We start from the raw sequence: 20,509 nt of genomic DNA, 5'->3' as shown, positions 1-20,509 counted from the left end.
GAAAACTAATCCTGTGAATTTAAGCATGCTCTAGATGAGGGCAATTTTACTATCTATTTTTCGTTGATATTAACAGATGTTGTGGCGAGAAAAAGCGGCTAATACGGTTCGCTCGGATATTTCTAAATAACTTTCCATTTCGATTGCCGCTTCTTGCGCTTTCCCATTCATCAATAGCGTTAAAATATGCTCATTCTTCTCAATATAAGGAGCATGTAATAACTGGGGATCATTGAGTAAACCAAAGGCTAATCGTAATTCTGCTAAAATAAGTTGATATTGTTTAAATAACCTAGGGCTATCAGAAAGCTCGACGATAGCGGTATGGAAATGCATATTACAGGTTCCAACGCTATTCCAATCTTTTTGTTGTTGAAACATTTTTGCTTGATTAACGTTATCTTGCATGCGGGAAATGGCTGGGTGCATTGGATAGGCATGTCGTAAAGCATCACATTCAATCAGCCTTCTTACGCGATAAATATCCATAATTGATGCCATATCTGGTACAGAAACAAACACACCACGATTAGGTTTATAGGTTAATAGGCCTTCTTGGGTTAATATACGAAATACTTCTCTTAATGTATTACGAGATATTTCAAGCTGCTCGCTTAAAGTAGCTTCTGAAAGCCTCTCTCCTGGAGGTAATTCGCCGATAGTAATTTTTTGGCGAATAATATCAGCGATTTTTTGGCAAAGGATCTGTGGTGATGTTTTTTTCTGCATTATCTTCTGCTATAAACGTAATAGAAGCCTCTATTCTAACAGTCAGCTATATAATATATAACCTCTAATATACAACTGTGCTAGTTTCCTCACTCTCTTTATCCTTGTTTTTATTAAAAATAGTTAACAAAATCATTAATAAATTTTTATATTATCAACTGTATTTGATGCCAAAATGTATGCACCAATTTTGCGCATAACTCTTTTTTATGCGCTATTTTGGGGCATATCTATTTTTTATTCCCTCACTCAAATGTCAATAAAATGTTAAAAATGAGATCTTGTTGGCACTTTTATCATCGTATATTTAAATCTATTTGCTTATTTATTCATCTATTATTATTAATTGTTCAACAATCTAATATCTATTGATTAACAATTATTACTCCGTGCTCAACAATGGCATGCTAATTGCCTTACTACTTACCTAAGCAATAATAATTAAAATAATTATGATAAAAGGGGGCCAGTTATGGCTACACAAGATCCTGTGAATACAACATCACCATCATTTATAAAAAATAGGCGTTCATCATTAATTGCAGCTATTTTTTTAATGGCTACATCTGCAATTGGTCCAGGTTTTATTACGCAAACAGCTACCTTTACAGCGACGATGGGAGCAGCCTTTGCATTTGGGATATTAGCTTCTATCGTCATTGACTTTGTTGTGCAACAAAGTATTTGGCGAGTCATTACCGTGACTAACATGCGCGCTTCTGATATTGCGAATAAGGCAATTCCCGGTAGTGGATACTTATTAGCTGTATTGGTTATTTTTGGTGGTTTGGTATTCAATGTCGGTAATATTGCTGGGGCTGGTTTAGGGCTTAATGCCATGGTAGGACTGGATCCTAAATGGGGTGGGGTTTTAAGTGCTTTACTGGCGATTTATATCTTCTCTTCACGCAAAGCAAGTCATTTTATTGATCGCATGATCATTGTTCTTGGCATCGTGATGATTTTATTAACACTTTTTGTAATGTTTGCGTCCAATCCTCCTATAGGTGAAGCATTAAAACAAACAGTACTGCCTAATACGATTAATTTTGCCACTATAACAACCATCGTCGGAGGTACGGTTGGTGGTTATATTTGTTATGCAGGAGCACATCGTCTGCTCGATAAAGGTACAACAGGTATTGAAAATATCGATGCGGTATCTAGTGCGGCAACTAAAGGGATATTAGTGGTTGGATTAATGCGTTATATCCTATTTTTAGCAATTTTAGGTGTTGTCGCAAGTGGAGTGACACTAGATATTTCCAGCCATGCGGCTAATCCTGCTTCTCAAGCATTCCAACATGCAGCGGGCTTAACTGGACTACGAATTTTTGGTCTTATTTTATGGGCAGCTGCGTTGACTAGTGTGATTGGTGCTGCTTATACGTCTATGTCGTTTATAACCGTGTTTAAAAAGGGTATTACAGAGCGTCAACGCAATATTGCTACCATTATTTTTATCGCTATTTCATTGGCAATTTATATGGTTATGGGAACAGCTCCTGCTGCCTTATTAGTCTTTGCTGGTGGCTTCAACGGATTGATTTTACCTATTGGTATGACGTTATTTATTTTTGTTGCATGGCGTCGTCAAGATCTTATGAATGGCTATAAATATCCAATGTGGTTGCAATGGTCGGCAATTTTAGTCTGCGCTTTGACTTGGTATATGGGGATCATGTCTGTTGGCGCTATTTTCAATTACCTCAATATTGCTTAAGAGAATAATAACGATGATAAAAGCGGTAGATTTAAATAGTGATTTAGGTGAAAGCTTTGGTCAATGGCGTATGGGCAATGATGCTGCAGTGCTTGAAATTGTCAGCAGTGCCAATATTGCTTGTGGTTTTCATGCCGGTTCACCAGAAGGCATTTTAAAAACATTAAAAGCAGCGAAACAGCATCAAGTCGCGATAGGTGCTCATGTTGCTTATCCTGACTTAGTGGGTTTTGGGCGACGCAATATGGATATTGCCAGTGATGAATTAACCGCTGATGTCATTTATCAAATTGGCGCTTTGCAAGGTTTAGCAAAAGCTGTCGGTATGAAGGTGACTTATGTTAAACCTCATGGTGCGCTTTATAACACCATTGCTCATGATAAACGCCAAGCATTAGCGGTTATTGAAGCTATTTTAGCTATTGATCCACAACTTATATTAGTGGCTTTAGCGGGATCGCCACTGATCACACTTGCGAAAGAGAAAGGGTTACGTGTTGTTGCCGAAGCTTTTGCTGATAGAGCTTATCATGCTGATGGCACACTTGTTTCGCGCAAACAAGAGGGGGCAGTATTACACGATCCTCAATTGGTGGCTCAGCGTATGTTAAAGCTAGTACAAAAAGGGGGCGTTGAATCGATAGAGGGTACTTTTACTGCTATACAGGCGGATTCTATTTGTGTTCATGGTGATAGTCCTGATGCGGTTAATCTCGCAAAAAGTGTCAAAGAGATCTTAATAACACACGGTATTGCGATAAAACCTTTCACATCTGCAATAGGAATAAAGGAGGCGTAATGACTTATTTTATGCAAGCAACGCCTGATGCTATTACAGCAGCCGCCCGATCCGTTATTGGCAATAAAAGGGAGGCGTATTTTGCGCTTTTTACCTGTTAATTTATCTCACATATTAGTTGAGTTGACTTCATTAAAAGAGACATTGGCGTTTTATGAAGCAATTAAGCAAGCCAATATTGCTGAGATAGAAGATATTGTTCCTGCGGCAAAAACACTATTGATCCAATATGTACCTTGGTTAATTACGGCGAAAGAGTTAGTGGCAATATTGCGCAATATCGAGATAAAAGCGATCGCGATGCGTCAAAGTCACTTATTAACAATCCCCGTTCATTATCAAGGAGAAGATCTGCATGAGGTGGCTGAATTATTGGGGATCACTGCGACAGAGGTGATCCGCAGACACACAGAACAAACTTATCAAGTTGCTTTTACGGGGTTTGCACCGGGATTTGCTTATTTAATTGCTGATAAAACTGAGCTTTATGTTCCTCGACGTAAAACACCACGTACACGTATCCCCGCAGGCTCTGTAGGATTAGCGGGAGAATTTAGCGGTGTTTACCCACAGCAAAGCCCTGGTGGCTGGCAATTAATTGGTACTACAGAGATAAAAATGTGGGATCTCTCACGTGAACAGCCGGCATTTTTATTACCTGGTGATACTGTACAGTTTGTTGATGTACAAAAAGCGCCAGTGACGGTTTCATTACCTGAGAAAAAACAATCTATTAATGCTTTATCCTTTAACAAGGATAAAGGGCTATATGTTATTTCCGCAGGTCTACAAACCTTATTTCAAGATGAAGGGCGTTTAGGTGCTGCATCAATGGGGGTTAGTGCATCAGGAGCACTTGATAAATGTGCGTTACATGCAGCGAATCGCTTAGTGGGAAACCCGCCTTCATTAGCAGCATTAGAAATAACACAAGGTGGATTAATACTAAAAGCGCAACAAGACTGTGTCATAGCGCTGTCAGGTGCAGATTGTACGATCAGCTTAAAACAAACGACCGGAGATATAGCCTTTTTTTCTACCTATCAAACTATTGATATACGTAGTGGAGATGAAATCACAGTAGGAATACCTACAGCGGGGGTTCGTAGTTATCTGGCAGTGAGAGGGGGTTTTGAATTAAGCCCAGTGTTAGGTAGTTATGCGTTTGATACTTTAGCTCAGATTGGCCCTCGAGCCTTACAAAATGGCGATATTCTTCATCTAAACGATGATAACGCATCAACGGGCATTATTAGCCAAGAGCAACCGAGTTTCAGTTTACCAAAGCAAGAGGATATCGTTACCCTTGATATTGTGTTAGGGCCTCGTACGGATTGGTTTACAGAAGATGCGATAAAAACATTAACCTCACAATTATGGCAAGTGACACCACAATCTAACCGTATCGGATTACGTCTATTGGGGGATAAATCGCTTGAACGTCAGCAACAACAAGAGTTATCGAGTGAAGGAACTTGCATTGGCGCCATACAAGTACCGATTAATGGTCAACCGGTATTATTTCTTCATGATCACCCTCTCACTGGAGGATACCCCGTAATTGGGGCAGTTGCCGAATACCATCTGTCATTGGCGGGGCAAATCCCTATTAACGCTAAAATTCGTTTTAACCCAATTACTTTATTTCAAGAATATTGATAGGAGTATGCCACTCATGATAACAACTAACCAAAAGCAACGAGTGAAGCATCGAGTGTTGATTGCTAACAGAGGTGAAATCGCAGTTCGTATTATTCGTGCTTGTCAGGATTATGGTGCAACGTCCATTGCTATTTATGCAGATGATGATATAGATGCATTACATGTGCGTCTTGCAGATGAAGCCTATGGTTTAAAGGGTAACTCACCGAAAGAAAGTTATTTAGCGATAGATAAAATCATTGAAATTGCCCATAAAAGCAAAGCCACCATGATCCACCCTGGTTATGGCTTCCTTTCTGAGCGAGCTGATTTCGCTAAAGCGGTACAGCAAGCGGGACTCCTTTGGATTGGCCCAGATCCACAGACTATCGAAGTATTAGGGGATAAAGTTCAAGCGCGTAAAATTGCACAATCCGTAGGTGCACCATTGGTGAATGGTACTGCTGATCCGGTTAGTGATGCTAAAGAGGTTCTGGATTTTGCGAAACAGTATGGCTTGCCTATCGCCATTAAAGCGGCATTTGGTGGTGGTGGACGAGGCCTAAAAATTGCCCATCATATGGCAGAAATTGAAGAGCTTTACCATTCAGCGGTAAGAGAAGCAGTAACCGCATTTGGTCGTGGTGAATGCTATGTTGAGCAATTTCTTGATAAGCCTCGCCATATTGAGGCACAAATTATTGCTGATAAATTAGGCAATGTCGTGGTAGTTGGTACACGAGATTGTTCATTACAGCGCCGTAATCAAAAACTTATTGAAGAGGCCCCTGCCCCTTATTTAACTGATGAACAACGGCAACGTATTCATCAATCAGCAAAAGACATTTGTGCTAAAGCAGGTTATATCGGTGCGGGGACGGTAGAATTTTTATTGAGTGCGAACGGGACAATCTCTTTTCTTGAAGTGAATACACGTCTACAAGTAGAGCATCCGGTGACTGAAGAAACAGCCGGTATTGATTTAGTGATTGAACAATTGCGTATTGCTGAGGGATTACCGTTAAGTATTAATGAAACCCCTGAGCCTCGTGGTCATAGTTTTGAGTTTAGGATCAATGCAGAAGATCCGGCAAAAGGTTTTTTACCCACCCCCGGTTTAATTAGCCAATTTAGTCAACCGGCTGGGCCGGGCGTTCGTGTTGATAGTGGTGTGGCGGAAAATGACCAAGTATCACGTCAATTTGATTCAATGATGGCAAAACTTATTGTAACAGGGGCTAGTCGTGAACAAGCCATTGCGAGAGCGCGCCGAGCTTTAGCTGAATTTAACATCGCAGGCGTAGCCAGTGTATTGCCTTTTCATCGCGAAATGATGGAACATCCTGATTTTATTGATAACTTCAGTGTTCACACTCGTTGGATTGAAAGCGATTTTCAAGCAAAAAACAGTCATTTTCCTCGTAGTATACCAGCAGAAAATGAACCACTAGTACGTACCTTTATTGAAATAGATGGTCGTCGTCATCAATTAGCGCTACCCGCACAATTACTTTCTCTCTCGGCCGTTATACCCACGGCTATTAGCGAGCACAAAGAGTGTCAGGTGCGGGAAAATGCGGTCACTGCACCGATTTCAGGGATATTACATAGTTGGTTATTATCCGATGGTGATAAAGTCAATCAAGGGGATGTTATTGCCATTATGGAGGCGATGAAAATGGAAGTACAGGTGGTTGCTACCTGTCATGGTGTATTGCAGCAAAAGGCGAAAGCCGGTGACTATTTTTCAGCAGACAGTCTATTAGCTGAGATTAACTAGCTGAGTTATCAAACTATTATCGAGTAAACCTCTTAGCAATAAGAGGCTTTTTTATAATAACCGTCTTTATATTCTTATTTGTTATATCTAATTCCTTTTGGTTATAAGTTATTTTGCTTATAATCGAAACTGAATATGTTTTCTACAAAAGGAAATTAGATGCTGCTGGTCACTCAACTCCTTATTGGTTCTGCTATAGGTTTAGTTATCACCACAACGGGAGTGGGGGGTGGTGTTATCTTATTACCTGTGCTTATCTATTTATTTGGAATGAATGCATTAGCAGCAGTGGCGACCGCTAATTTATTATCGATGTTAATGAAAATTTCCTCTTCTTATATTCATTTTCGTTTAGGAAATATTCCATTAAAACCAGCATTATTGATTTTAGGGATCATGTTTCCGGCCACATTTTTAGCCAGCTATGGGGTAACCTGGTTGGGATCACAACCTCAATATTATGAGCAGGTTGAATTAGGCATTAATATCCTGATGATTGTGGCGATTATCTTTTCAATGTTCCTTTTTTTACAACGAATATTCAAAAAATCCACATCATCACATCCGTTATCATCATTGGCACCTAGCTCATCAATTCCTCTGAATTCTCTTTTTGTTCCCGGTATGAGTGCCGGATTTGTCTTAGGGGCAACGGGGGTTGGTGGAGGATTGGTTGTCTTACCCGTGCTTATGCGTTTTGCACAAATGAATATTAAGGAAGCGATCGGTAGTTCTATATTTATTACTACAATTTTGTCAGGTGGCTCTGCTATTGCTTATAGTGCTGGTGGCTATACCGATGTGCATACGGCCATCATTCTTTGTTTAGGATCACTTATTTCGATTCCTTTAGCGCGCTATTTACTGGTGTATTTATCTGAGCGCTTTTTTCAATATTTAACTCTGTTATTTATTCTGATCAGCATCATTATGATGAGTTGGAAACTAATAAATTAATTTAATGTAATATCGAATAAGTCAATTTTTAATAGATAATGATTAGTTAGACTAATTTTCATCATTGAATTTAGCAGGATAATGAAAAATAAGGGTATATATGAACATTAAAGTCGGCGATGAGTTTTTGGTTTATATGGCATTGGGTGAAGAGAGCTATATGAAGGAATATTATCGTGTGTTGGAGTTAGATAGCGCATTATCACAAGTGACCGGTAAATTGCTAAGAAGGACGACGGCAGATGATAAAAATATTGGGTTAGGGCGCTGTGAATTAGAAGGTGGGATTGAACAATTTGCGTTAGAAGATATTTATCCAATAGAGAAGTGATCGAAATAACGATCACTTCTACATCACTTTATTAAGCAACAGGCACATCTTCGGGTAATGCTGATTTTGGTAAGCCAAAAATTTTGTCAAATACCCAGTTATAGACAAATGTATAGCAAGGGATGATGATAATAAGTGCAAAATCCATCACCAGTGCTTGCCATAATGAAACCCCTAGCCACCAAGCTATCAGCGGAATAAGGTAAACCACCAACGTAAGCTGAAAACCTACCGCATGAGCAAGACGGCGTCTAAAGGTGCGAATTCTCGACTTTTGTCGACTCTCCCAAAATTCAAATAAACAGTTATAAATAAAATTCCAACTTACCGCGATAGTGGTAATAATGAGTGCGAGTGGCCCCGTAACAGCGGTTGAACTATCGGCTAAAAGCGCCAGTCCTACCGATGAGATAACCCAACCAAATACTTCATAAGCGGTAACATAGACAATTTTTCGCTTAATACCTTGCATGATACTCTCTTTTTTTGTGGATCAGTGTGGTTAAGCATCGTAAGATAAATCAGTAATAGTGACAGAAAAAGTTAGCTAATATCAATTTAACTGAAACATCAGGAGTTAACATGCAGTTCTCAAGTGAACATATCGCGATATTTTTAGCCGTTATGGATAAAGGCTCTTTTTCTGCGGCTGCGCGTTCATTAAAACGTGTTCCTTCTGCGGTCAGTATGGCGATTGCTAATATGGAGGCTGAATTAGGTTATGCACTGTTTGAGCGTTCATCAAGAGAGCCACGGCCAACAGAAAAAGCTAAAGCACTTGAACCTCACGCCAGAATGATTGCTGAGCAATTAAAGCTATTACAGGTTCATGCACAAGAGCTTTCAATGGATCTGGAAAGTATATTAAATATTGGCGTCGCGGCAGATATTAATCCCGATTATTTATTACCGGCATTATCTGAGTTAACACAGCGTTACCCCTTACTAAAAGTGAATGTAGTAACCGCGGCGCAAGATGACATTATTGAGATGCTGCACGCACGTAAAATCCAATTATGTCTCGTGTATGGTGGGTTATATGTCAATGGCGATGAACAATTTCAATATTTGGGCTCTGAGTCATTAGTTGCCACAATTTCGGCAAGTCATATTGCACTTGCTCACCCTGCAGGGGTATTTATTGAAGATTTAGTGAATGTAAGACAGATAATGATAGCCAGCCATACTCAAGAGATAAGAGATGTACGCTCTTTAGTGGCGACTAATTACTGGCAAACAGATAACTTTCAAATGGCATTAGGTATGGTTGAAGCGGGGATGGGCTGGGGGAATTTACCTTATTCGCTGATTTATACGCAGTTACAAAAGGGAAAATTAAAACAACTGCAATTTAAAAATACTAAAAATGAATTGCGCTTACCGGTACATGCAATGTGGTTAAAAGGCGAGTCACTACAAAAAGGGGCAAAGGAATTGGTGGAGTTAATGAATATTCACCAACCCATTGTGCCCAATTTTGATTAATCCACACGTTGTTGATGAACCCAAACCGCGACTTCAACACGAGATTTTAATTTCATCTTTTTGAGTAGATGTTTGACATGTACTTTAACCGTACTTTCAGTAATATCGAGTTTACGTGCGATCATCTTATTGGATAGCCCTTGTGCTATCAGCTTTAAAATATCACGCTCTCGTGGGGTGAGTTGGTCTATATCCCGCTCACCTTCAGAACGATCTTCTCGCAGTGACTGCGCTAAAATGGGGGTTAATGTTGGGCTAACCACCATTTTCCCTGCGGCTGCTTGTTTTAAAGCGGCTAATAGCTCTTCTGGCTCCATGTCTTTTAAGAGATAGCCATCCGCTCCTCGTTTTAAGGCGGTGATCAGATCATCACTGTAGTTTGATACACTAAACACAACGATCCGCCCAGAGAGCGATCGTAATCGCAATTGATCGAGTGTTTCAAAACCATTCATACCCGGCATATTGAGATCGAGTAGGATTAAATCAGGATCTAACTCTTCAGCTAATTTTACCCCTTGAATACCATCGCCAGCTTCACCAACGACGGTTAATGTTGTATCAAGACTTAAAAGTTGTTTCACACCATTGCGTAACATCGGGTGATCATCAATTAATAAAATAGTCGCTTTGTCTGCGACTGCTCCCATATTATTCATTATGATTTGCTCCCTTTTCGATAGGATCTTTATGGGTAGTGATTAACGGAAATGTGACAAATACTTGCGTTCCACCTTCTTTGCGAACCCTTATACTATAAGAGCCATTCAGACTATTCGCGCGTTCACGCATAATAATCAGTCCGTAGTGATTTATCTTTTCGGGATTAGGCGTAATACCTTCACCATTATCATTAATTTGCAGTTCAACGATGCCATTATTAAGTGTTAATGCGACTTCAGCCCAGTTTGCATTCGCATGTTGCAGAATATTATTTAATGCTTCACGGACAATTTGCACCACATGAATACTTTGATGTGAATTAACACATTTTGCAGGTAACTGATAATCAAAATGGATAGCAAACCCTAAACGTTGATTAAATTCATTTAGTGTATTTTCTAATGCGGCTAATAAGCCAGGCTCTGTCAATTTCAAGCGAAATGTGGTCAGTAATTCTCTTAACTGACGATAAGCCACATTTAGCTCTTCTCGCATCTCTTTTAGTAGTTTTTGACAGTTATCTGGCAAGGTTTCAGATTGCATTTGTAGATAACTGACCTGCATTTTTAAACATGATAGCGATTGAGCAATCGAATCATGTAATTCACGTGCAATCGCTGAACGCTCATCCATTAATAATAGCTGTTGTTGCTGTTCATTTTGTTGCTCCATGGCAAGCATTGCGGAAATTTGCTTAGTCAATAAGAGCATTAAATTATTCTGTTCGTCAGTAAGTACACTATTTTCCGGTAACTGCATTACGAATAAACCGTAGCGATGGATCTGATCGGTCAATTCCCAATGTAATAAGCGATTATTTAACGGTGTAGTGATGCTGGCATCTTCATTGCAGCGCTCACAGTCTGGCGTTGGACAATATTCAGGGCGTGAGGAAGGGGCTAAGCTTATCTCATTAAATAATGTATGTTGATTATCTTCATATAGACGGATCTGCAAATAGCTATCAGGAATAATATGCTGTAGCTCTGCAAGGATCTGCCTTAAGCGAGCGCAAAGTGGCGCTTGGGAATGCAGTTGTTGACTTGAGTGATAAAGATAAGAGAGAACCTTATTTTTCTGTTGTAAATCATGGGTCTTTTCAATGACTCGTTGTTCTAATTCACTGTAGAGCGTCGATAGCTCTTCTGACATGGTGTTAAGTGCAATTCCTAGTGTGGCAATTTCATCATGGTGAGGACGAGGCCGAAAACGAGTTGAAAAATCACCATGTCCAATAGAATTAGCCATGGACATCAATTGTTGCCAAGGCAGTAATAAGCGACGACGAAAATGCCAAACAGAACCAAACAGCAGTAATAAGGTAAGAGCGGTAAAGATAAGTTGAGTATAAGCGACTAGGCGGATTTTTTGTTCAGTAAGTTGGTCAATACTTGATACTAATGTATCGAGTTGAGAAACAAAAAAGATAACTTCTTGTTTCGCATCATTAGGCTGTTTGGCTGCTGACAAAGTCGGTTTTAATGTCTCTTTCCAGTAATGAGTCAGTTGTACATATTGTGATTGCAGTGATGAGGTGCTTAATACTTGACGTAACTCTTTACTATCTAAATCATTTTCTAATTCTTGTAGATAATCACGGTGCTTATCATCAAGGGGTAAGGCTGAGAGTAAACGATAGCTTTGCATGCGCAGTGAGCCGGATTTATTAATGGCGTGGGCATTGCCTTGTACGCTTAAAATAATGTGGTTAGAAATAGCCATACCTACCACACCAAATAGTGTGAAAAGCAACATTAAAATAGCGATTTGATTAATAATTGAAAAGCGATAATGCCATTGAATGTTGTGCATTTTCATGATGTATTCCCAGTTTGATCTGGTCTATCTTGCCTTAAAAAACCGCTAAATAACATATACTCCAAAGGGAGTACCTCTAAATATCTAAGTATTGTAATGTGTTTAATAAAGAGTAAGTGATTTTACCTAATTTATTGATTTACATTTAAAATAGTCACGTAACCCTATTAATACTTAGGTATAAAACATAGATTTAGATGAAAAATCAAACAAAATCTTGCTTGATGCAGATCATGACTCGTAAACCCATCTCACCGTAAAAAGAAGCCAATTTAACCGTTAACCGAGGTTGTTATGGCACTTTCTCAACACCCAGAAAAAATGAAAAAAGGGGTGATCGAAAATTGGCATCCTGAAGATAAAGCTTTTTGGGAAAAAACTGGTCAAAAAATCGCATCGCGTAATTTATGGATTTCTGTTCCTTGTCTACTGCTATCCTTCTGCGTCTGGATGCTATTTAGTGCAGTCGCTGTCAATTTAAATAAGGTTGGCTTTAATTTTACCACTGATCAGCTCTTTATGCTGACTGCTCTACCTTCTGTTTCAGGTGCGCTACTACGTGTCCCTTACTCTTTTGTTATTCCTATTTTTGGTGGTCGTCGTTGGACGGCTATTAGTACGGTATTTCTGATTATTCCTTGTCTCTGGCTAGGGTTTGCCGTGCAAGATCTAACGACATCTTATTCCACTTTTATCGTTATCTCTCTGCTGTGTGGTTTTGCTGGCGCAAACTTCGCATCGAGTATGGCAAATATCAGCTTCTTTTTTCCTAAAGCACACCAAGGCGGTGCATTAGGATTAAATGGCGGATTGGGTAACTTAGGTGTCAGCGTGATGCAATTAATCGCGCCTTTGGTTGTCAGTGTGGGCGTTTTTGCTATGTTTAGTGGCCCCGGTGTCGTTCAACCTGATGGCTCACGTTTATGGCTAGAGAATGCGGCGTGGATTTGGGTACCTTTCTTGCTTATCTTTACCTTTGCGGCTTGGTTTGGCATGAATGATCTGGCTGCTAATAAAGCTTCTTTAAGTCAACAGCTACCTGTTTTAAAACGTGGTCATCTTTGGTTACTCAGTATCCTCTATCTGTGCTCTTTTGGTTCTTTTATCGGCTTTTCTGCCGGGTTTGCAATGTTATCGAAAACCCAGTTCCCCGATATTGTCATTTTACATTATGCCTTCTTTGGTCCTTTACTTGGAGCATTAGCTCGCCCTGTGGGAGGTGCGCTATCTGATAAATTTGGTGGCATTAAAGTGACGCTTATCAACTTTATCATTATGGCTATTTTCTCAGTGCTCCTGTTCTTAACCCTACCGGAAAATGGTGCTGGTGGATCGTTTATTGCTTTCTATGGCGTGTTTATGGTGCTGTTTTTAACTGCAGGGCTAGGCAGTGGTTCAACATTCCAAATGATTGCCGTGGTATTTAGAAAAATCACTATTGATCGCATGAAGGCACAAGGGGCTTCAGATGAAGCTGCGCAAAAAGAAGCCGTAACAGAAAGTGCAGCTGCATTGGGTTTTATCTCTGCAATCGGTGCGATTGGTGGCTTCTTTATTCCTAAAGCCTTTGGTACATCCCTTGCGATGACGGGTTCACCTGCTGGGGCAATGAAAATCTTCGTTCTGTTCTATATCGCCTGCGTTCTGATCACTTGGTTGGTCTATGGACGTAAACACAATAAATAATAATGACGAATTATACGCAATGTGAGCGCGCTAACGCGCATTGGGAGAGTATCTGATGAGTAAATTTCTCGATAGATTCCGCTATTTTAAACAGCTTGGTGATACGTTTTCACAAGATCACGGGCAAGAGTTAAATGTTAATCGCGACTGGGAAAATAGTTATCGTAGCCGTTGGCAGCATGACAAAATCGTGCGTTCTACACATGGTGTTAACTGCACCGGATCATGTAGCTGGAAAATTTATGTTAAAAACGGCTTAGTAACATGGGAAACCCAGCAAACAGACTATCCACGAACTCGTCCTGATCTGCCTGATCATGAACCCCGTGGTTGTCCGCGTGGTGCGAGCTATTCATGGTATTTATATAGCGCTAACCGCGTTAAATACCCAATGGTGCGTAAACGTCTGATCAAATTATGGCGTGAAGCCAAAGCGCAACACGCTGATCCAGTTGATGCATGGGCATCGATTGTTAATGCTCCCGAAAAAACGAAAAGTTATAAACAAGCTCGTGGTCGTGGTGGTTTCGTTCGCTCTTCATGGTCTGAAGTGAATGAAATTATTGCTGCTTCTAACGTCTATACCGCTAAAACTTTTGGCCCAGATCGTATTATTGGTTTCTCACCTATTCCGGCAATGTCAATGGTGTCTTACGCCGCCGGTGCCCGCTATTTATCTCTTATTGGTGGTGCTTGCTTAAGTTTTTACGATTGGTATTGTGATTTACCACCTGCCTCACCAATGACTTGGGGGGAGCAAACAGATGTGCCAGAGTCAGCTGACTGGTATAACTCTTCTTATCTGATTGCATGGGGTTCAAACGTACCTCAAACCCGTACGCCAGATGCTCACTTTTTTACCGAAGTTCGTTATAAAGGCACCAAAACGGTAGCAGTAACACCTGATTATGCTGAAATTGCTAAACTGTGTGACCAGTGGTTAAACCCAAAACAAGGTACAGATAGCGCCATGGCAATGGCGATGGGGCACGTTATTCTTAACGAATTCCACGTTAAACGCCAAACTGAATACTTTAGTAACTATGTGCGCACTTACACTGACATGCCAATGTTAGTGATGTTAGATAAGCATGATTCTGGCAAATTAGTTGCGGGTCGCATGCTACGTGCCGCTGATTTAGTGAACAATCTCGATCAGGAGAAAAATCCAGAATGGAAAACCATTGCTATTGATGAGAAAACACAGCAATTGGTCGCTCCTCAAGGTTCAATGGGTTTTCGTTGGGAAGGCGCTGCCAAATGGAATCTAGAGCCTAAAGACGGTAAGAGTGGCGAAGAAGTCACTTTACAATTGGGTCTTTTAGAAAACCATGATGATGTGGTTGACGTTGCATTTCCTTACTTTGGTGGCATCAAGAGTGAATACTTTGAAGGTGTTGCCCTTGATGATGTTCTCGTTCATAGACTGCCAGCAAAACGCATTACTCTTGCCAATGGCGAAGAAAAATATGTCACTACCGTTTATGACTTATTACTGGCTAACTATGGTGTCGATCGTGGTTTAAATGATGAAAACTGTGCGACAAACTATGATGAGATCAAAGCCTATTCACCCGCATGGGCTGAACAAGTAACAGGGGTTAGCCGTCAAGATATTATCCGCATTGCACGTGAATTTGCTGATAATGCAGAAAAAACACATGGTCGTTCAATGGTGATTGTCGGTGCGGGCATTAACCATTGGTATCACATGGACATGACCTACCGTGGCATTATCAATATGCTGATCTTCTGTGGTTGTATTGGCCAAAGTGGTGGTGGATGGGCTCACTATGTGGGACAAGAAAAACTGCGTCCACAAACAGGTTGGTTGCCATTAGCTTTTGGTCTGGATTGGCAGCGTCCACCTCGTCATATGAATAGCACGTCATTTTTCTATAATCATTCAAGTCAATGGCGCTATGAAACGGTATCACCGACAGAATTACTATCACCTTTAGCAGATAAATCACGCTTTAGCGGTAGCTTAATTGATATGAATGTGCGTTCGGAGCGTATGGGGTGGTTACCGTCAGCACCGCAATTAAACGTTAACCCATTGTCTATTACCAAGAAAGCTCAACAAGCTGGCGTCAGTGCAACGGATTATACCATTAATGCTCTGAAATCAGGTGAGATCCGTTTTGCATCAGAGCAACCGGATAATCCGCAAAACTTCCCTCGTAACTTATTTATCTGGCGTTCTAATTTATTGGGATCTGCAGGTAAAGGGCATGAATATTTACTGAAATATCTATTAGGGACGGAAAATGGATTACAAGGTAAAGATTTAGGTGAACAAGGCCAAGTTAAGCCACAAGAAGTGGAATGGCAAGATAAAGGCGGTGAGGGTAAGGTCGATTTAGTGGTGACTTTAGACTTTCGTATGTCAAGTACCTGTCTGTTCTCCGATATCGTGTTACCAACCGCCACATGGTATGAAAAAGATGATATGAATACCTCGGATATGCATCCATTTATTCATCCATTAACCGCCGCGGTAGATCCCGCTTGGGAGTCTAAAACCGATTGGGAAATTTATAAAGGTATTGCTAAAACCTTCTCTAAATTGTGTGTCGGTCATTTAGGGGTTGAAACCGATTTAGTGACACAGCCAATACAACATGACTCCGCGGCTGAAATGGCACAACCATTTGATGTCAAAGATTGGAAAAAAGGTGAATGTGACCTTATCCCGGGGAAAACTGCACCGCATCTTATTCCTGTGGAGCGTGATTATCCAAATACCTATGCTCGTTTTACCTCACTTGGGCCGTTAATGGATAAATTAGGTAATGGCGGTAAAGGGATCGGTTGGAATACACAGACAGAAGTTGATTTCCTGAAAAAACTTAATCGCGTTCGTCATGACGGTGTGGCAAAAGGGCGCCCGGCGATTGAAACCGCAATTGATGCAGCCGAAGTTATCCTCTCTTTAGCACCTGAAACGAATGGTCAAGTGGCGGTAAAAGCGTGGGATGCACTAAGTAAAGTAACAGGACGCGATCACACTCATTTAGCTAAAGTAAAAGAAGATGAGAAAATTCGTTTCCGCGATATCGTTGCTCAACCTCGTAAAATCATTTCAAGTCCTACATGGTCTGGTCTGGAAGATGAGCATGTCTCTTATAACGCTTGTTATACCAATGTTCACGAGATGATCCCTTGGCGTACTTTAAGTGGCCGTCAGCAGTTATATCAAGATCATGAGTGGATGCGTGCTTATGGCGAAAGTTTAGTGGTTTATCGTCCACCTATTGATACTAAGGCAATCGAAGCCGTGAAAGGTAAAAAACCGAACGGCTTCCCAGAAAAAGCGCTGAACTTCCTGACGCCTCACCAAAAATGGGGTATTCACTCAACGTATAGCGATAACTTACTGATGTTAACCCTCGGTCGTGGTGGCCCTGTGGTTTGGCTGAGTGAAGATGATGCTAAAGAGATGGGTATTAGTGATAACGATTGGGTTGAAGCATACAACAGTAATGGTGCGTTAACCGCAAGAGCGATTGTGAGCCAACGTATTCCTGATGGCATGATTTATATGTATCACGCACAAGAGCGCCAAATAAACCTACCAGGCTCTGAAATAACTGGAATGCGTGGCGGTATTCATAATTCCGTGACGCGTGTTTGCCCTAAACCGACCCATATGATTGGTGGATACGCTCAGTTGGCTTATAGCTTTAACTACTATGGAACTGTGGGCTCTAACCGCGATGAATTTGTTGTGGTACGTAAGATGAAACAGATTGATTGGCTTGATGGTGAAGGCGATGCTTATCAACAAACCCTGAATGGACAGGAGAAGGCATAATGAAAATTCGTTCACAAGTCGGTATGGTACTGAACCTCGACAAATGTATCGGTTGCCATACCTGTTCAGTAACCTGTAAAAATGTTTGGACCAGTCGTGAAGGTGTGGAATACGCTTGGTTTAATAATGTTGAAACTAAACCGGGTACAGGGTATCCGCAAAATTGGGAAGATCAAGAGAAGTGGAAAGGCGGCTGGATCAAAAATATTAAAGGTAAGTTAGTACCAAGAATGGGTAACCGTGTTGGGCTATTATCAAAGATTTTTGCCAACCCAGATGTGCCAGCATTAGATGATTATTATGAGCCATTTGATTATGACTATGAGCATTTAAAAAATGCACCAGAAGGCTCATTACCCACCGCACGTCCTCGTTCGTTGATAACAGGTCAGCGTATGACCAAGATCGAAAAAGGCCCAAACTGGGAAGATGATTTAGGGGGCGAATTTAGCAAACGTGCTGCGGATAAAAACTTCGCCAATATGCAAAAAGAGATGTATGGGCAGTTTGAAAATACATTTATGATGTATTTACCTCGTTTATGTGAACACTGCTTAAATCCTGCTTGTGTCGCGACCTGTCCAAGTGGTGCGATTTATAAACGTGCTGAGGATGGTATTGTGCTTATCGATCAAGATAAGTGTCGTGGTTGGCGCATGTGTTTAACAGGGTGTCCATACAAAAAAATCTACTTTAACTGGAAAAGCGGTAAGTCAGAAAAATGTATTTTCTGTTATCCGCGCATCGAATCAGGTCAACCAACCCTATGCTCAGAAACCTGTGTTGGACGTATTCGTTATCTTGGTGTGATGCTGTATGACGCAGATAAAATTTCACAAGCCGCCAGTGCTGATAATGAAAAAGACTTATACCAAAGTCAATTAGATATCTTTTTAGATCCCTTCGATCCTGAAGTTATTAAAGCTGCAGAAGAGCAAGGTATTCCATTAAGTGTGATTGATGCAGCCCAACGTTCGCCGGTTTATAAAATGGCGGTGGATTGGAAGCTGGCATTACCATTACACCCTGAATATCGTACTTTACCTATGGTGTGGTATGTGCCACCTCTGTCACCTATTCAATCTGCGGCTGATGCAGGAGTGTTGCCACATACGGGGGTATTACCGGATGTAGAAAGTTTACGTATTCCTGTCCAATATTTGGCTAACTTGCTGACCGCAGGCGATACAGCGCCAGTGTTATTAGCATTAAAAAGAATGTTGGCAATGCGCCATTATAAACGCGCAGAAACGGTAGAAGGTAAAACCGATTTGACAGCATTAGAGCAAGTGGGATTAACCGAAGCACAGGCACAAGAGATGTATCGCTATTTGGCGATTGCCAATTATGAAGATCGCTTTGTTATTCCTTCTAGCCATCGAGAGTTAGCAAGAGAAGCTTTTCCTGAGCGTAACGGCTGTGGTTTTAGTTTTGGTGATGGTTGTCATGGCAGCGAGAGTAAATTTAATCTGTTTAATAGCCATCGTATTGATGCCATCGATATCACTTCCAAAACCCCTCAAGATGAGCGCCGTTCTGAGGAGAAAATATGATGATCTCTTTGAAAGTTATTTCTCTGTTATTGGATTATCCCAGCGAAGATCTCTGGGAACATCGTAATGAGATCATTGATGCATTGCAGGAAGCTGACGAGCTTCCTGTCACGCAAGTCGCAAAATTAATGGCGTTTATTCGTGAACTCACGCAACAAGATCTGCTGGATGCACAAGCGAATTACAGTGAGATTTTTGATCGAGGTAGAGCGAGATCGCTATTGTTATTTGAACATGTACATGGTGAATCGCGTGATCGTGGTCAGGCAATGGTTGATCTGCTTAATCAGTATCAACAAGCAGGGATCACCTTAAGTAGTCGTGAATTGCCTGATTACTTACCTACTTACCTTGAGTATTTAACGCTATTGCCTACCGATGAAAGTATTGAAGGGCTTAATAATATTGCCCCTATTTTGGCATTGCTGAGTGAGCGTTTAAAACAGCGAGGCAGTGATTATCACGCTCTTTTTGATGTATTGCTTTGTCTCTCACAAAGTGAGTTAGACGCTTCACAACTGGCGGCTCAAGTAGAAAAAGAGCCTGTAGATGATACGCCAGCTGCATTAGATGCCGTATGGGAAGAAGAGCAAGTGACGTTTCTAGGTGAAAGTGCGCAATGTGGTAGTAACAATATTAGCCAGCATCAGCGACGTTTTGCGCAAGAAACGCCTGTTCAATATCTCAACGTCGGTAATTCGCTGGATATGGGAGCACAAAAATGAATTACGTTAATATGTTGTTTTTTGATATCTACCCCTATATTGCTGGTGCTGTTTTTCTTATCGGTAGTTGGTTACGTTATGATTATGGTCAATATACATGGCGTGCAGGCTCCAGTCAGATGTTAGACAAGAAAAACATGCGACTTGCTTCGAACTTATTCCATATTGGTATTATCGGCATTTTTGCAGGTCATTTTCTGGGGATGTTAACGCCACACTGGATGTATCAATCTTTTCTACCAATTGAATATAAACAAATTATGGCGATGGTTGGTGGTGGTACTTGTGGTGTATTAATGCTGATTGGCGGCATTATGCTGTTAAAACGTCGTTTGACGAATGCACGAGTAAGAGCAACATCGTCATTTGGTGACATCATGATCTTAACCTTGCTGGTTGTCCAAGTTGCACTCGGCTTATTGACTATCCCATTCTCTGCACAGCATATGGATGGTAGTGAGATGATGAAGCTGGTGGCATGGGCGCAAGCTATTGTGACATTCCATGGCGGTGCTTCGGCAAATCTTGAAGGTGTTGCACTTATTTTTAAATTGCACATATTCCTAGGTATGACGATTTTTTTATTGTTCCCATTCTGCCGTTTAGTTCATATTTGGAGCGTGCCAATTGAGTATCTAACGCGCCGTTACCAAATTGTTCGTAATCGACACTAAAGGTATTTTTCTCCTGAGTTGATTTGAGACTTTTAATTGCGCTTATCTCACCCCCGCCCGCGGGGGTTTTTTTAACTTAAACAAATTTTTTGAATGCTTAAAGCAATAATCTTTAGATACATTATTTC

16 protein-coding genes are annotated in these 20,509 nt (G+C 40.8%); 12 read left to right on the top strand and 4 right to left on the bottom strand.

The window, feature by feature from the left end:
* Nucleotides 1–69 precede the first annotated feature (69 nt).
* Nucleotides 70–729: a GntR family transcriptional regulator gene (locus HMPREF0693_RS11000; protein WP_004245441.1), complete on the bottom strand. Its 660-nt coding sequence runs from the start codon at nt 727–729 to the stop codon at nt 70–72.
* A gap of 472 nt (nt 730–1,201) precedes the next feature.
* Between HMPREF0693_RS11000 and HMPREF0693_RS10995 the strand changes: the two genes are divergently transcribed.
* The 6 genes from HMPREF0693_RS10995 (at nt 1,202) to HMPREF0693_RS10970 (ending at nt 7,960) form a co-directional block, all read left to right on the top strand.
* The gene (locus HMPREF0693_RS10995; protein WP_004245440.1) at nt 1,202–2,452 is read left to right on the top strand and encodes an NRAMP family divalent metal transporter; all 1,251 of its coding nucleotides are present in this window, start codon (nt 1,202–1,204) and stop codon (nt 2,450–2,452) included.
* 13 nt (nt 2,453–2,465) lie between these two features.
* The gene (locus tag HMPREF0693_RS10990; RefSeq protein ID WP_004245439.1) at nt 2,466–3,251 is read left to right on the top strand and encodes a LamB/YcsF family protein; all 786 of its coding nucleotides are present in this window, start codon (nt 2,466–2,468) and stop codon (nt 3,249–3,251) included.
* 81 nt (nt 3,252–3,332) lie between these two features.
* Entirely contained in the window at nt 3,333–4,910 is a 1,578-nt protein-coding gene (locus HMPREF0693_RS10985; RefSeq protein WP_004252802.1) for a 5-oxoprolinase subunit B/C family protein, read from the top strand.
* Between the two features lie 16 nt (nt 4,911–4,926).
* A complete protein-coding gene (locus tag HMPREF0693_RS10980) occupies nt 4,927–6,672 on the top strand; it encodes an acetyl/propionyl/methylcrotonyl-CoA carboxylase subunit alpha (protein ID WP_036900660.1) in 1,746 nt (581 codons plus the stop codon).
* A 159-nt stretch (nt 6,673–6,831) separates the two neighbouring features.
* Entirely contained in the window at nt 6,832–7,629 is a 798-nt protein-coding gene (locus HMPREF0693_RS10975; protein WP_004245436.1) for a sulfite exporter TauE/SafE family protein, read from the top strand.
* 100 nt (nt 7,630–7,729) lie between these two features.
* Nucleotides 7,730–7,960, top strand: a complete 231-nt coding sequence (locus HMPREF0693_RS10970) for a hypothetical protein (RefSeq protein WP_004245434.1) — start codon at nt 7,730–7,732, stop codon at nt 7,958–7,960.
* Nucleotides 7,961–7,991: 31 nt separating this feature from the next.
* On the opposite strand, the gene HMPREF0693_RS10965 is transcribed toward HMPREF0693_RS10970, so the two are convergent.
* Nucleotides 7,992–8,432 carry a PACE efflux transporter gene (locus tag HMPREF0693_RS10965; protein ID WP_004245432.1) on the bottom strand — a complete coding sequence of 147 codons (441 nt, stop codon included), beginning with the start codon at nt 8,430–8,432 and terminating at the stop codon, nt 7,992–7,994.
* 110 nt (nt 8,433–8,542) lie between these two features.
* On the opposite strand from HMPREF0693_RS10965, the gene HMPREF0693_RS10960 reads away from it, so the two are divergent.
* On the top strand, nt 8,543–9,445 hold the full coding sequence (locus HMPREF0693_RS10960) for a LysR family transcriptional regulator (RefSeq protein WP_004245431.1): 903 nt from the start codon (nt 8,543–8,545) through the stop codon (nt 9,443–9,445).
* On the opposite strand, the gene narL is transcribed toward HMPREF0693_RS10960, so the two are convergent.
* Nucleotides 9,442–10,095, bottom strand: a complete 654-nt coding sequence (narL, locus tag HMPREF0693_RS10955; RefSeq protein WP_369744359.1) for a two-component system response regulator NarL — start codon at nt 10,093–10,095, stop codon at nt 9,442–9,444. The two genes, HMPREF0693_RS10960 and narL, sit on opposite strands and share 4 nt — an antisense overlap.
* Before the next feature lies 1 nt (nt 10,096).
* Entirely contained in the window at nt 10,097–11,926 is a 1,830-nt protein-coding gene (gene narX / locus HMPREF0693_RS10950; protein ID WP_004245429.1) for a nitrate/nitrite two-component system sensor histidine kinase NarX, read from the bottom strand.
* A 294-nt stretch (nt 11,927–12,220) separates the two neighbouring features.
* Between narX and HMPREF0693_RS10945 the strand changes: the two genes are divergently transcribed.
* Genes HMPREF0693_RS10945 through narI form a run of 5 tightly spaced genes read left to right on the top strand, consistent with a single transcriptional unit; the run spans nt 12,221 to nt 20,381 of the window.
* On the top strand, nt 12,221–13,612 hold the full coding sequence (locus HMPREF0693_RS10945) for a NarK family nitrate/nitrite MFS transporter (protein WP_004245428.1): 1,392 nt from the start codon (nt 12,221–12,223) through the stop codon (nt 13,610–13,612).
* 55 nt (nt 13,613–13,667) lie between these two features.
* Nucleotides 13,668–17,429 (top strand): nitrate reductase subunit alpha, encoded by a 3,762-nt coding sequence (locus tag HMPREF0693_RS10940; RefSeq protein WP_004245427.1) that lies wholly within the window; start codon nt 13,668–13,670, stop codon nt 17,427–17,429.
* The gene (gene narH, locus HMPREF0693_RS10935; RefSeq protein ID WP_004245426.1) at nt 17,429–18,982 is read left to right on the top strand and encodes a nitrate reductase subunit beta; all 1,554 of its coding nucleotides are present in this window, start codon (nt 17,429–17,431) and stop codon (nt 18,980–18,982) included. Before HMPREF0693_RS10940 ends, narH begins: the two co-directional genes overlap by 1 nt.
* On the top strand, nt 18,982–19,707 hold the full coding sequence (narJ, locus tag HMPREF0693_RS10930) for a nitrate reductase molybdenum cofactor assembly chaperone (protein ID WP_012368809.1): 726 nt from the start codon (nt 18,982–18,984) through the stop codon (nt 19,705–19,707). Before narH ends, narJ begins: the two co-directional genes overlap by 1 nt.
* Complete coding sequence (gene narI, locus HMPREF0693_RS10925; protein WP_004245424.1) at nt 19,704–20,381, top strand: respiratory nitrate reductase subunit gamma; 678 nt, start codon at nt 19,704–19,706, stop codon at nt 20,379–20,381. Before narJ ends, narI begins: the two co-directional genes overlap by 4 nt.
* Nucleotides 20,382–20,509 lie beyond the last annotated feature (128 nt).

The organism is Proteus mirabilis ATCC 29906, assembly GCF_000160755.1.
Taxonomy (GTDB): Bacteria; Pseudomonadota; Gammaproteobacteria; order Enterobacterales; family Enterobacteriaceae; genus Proteus; species Proteus mirabilis.
The sequence above is the reverse complement of the archived record's forward strand: the minus strand, read 5'-3'. Positions and strand labels throughout refer to the sequence as shown.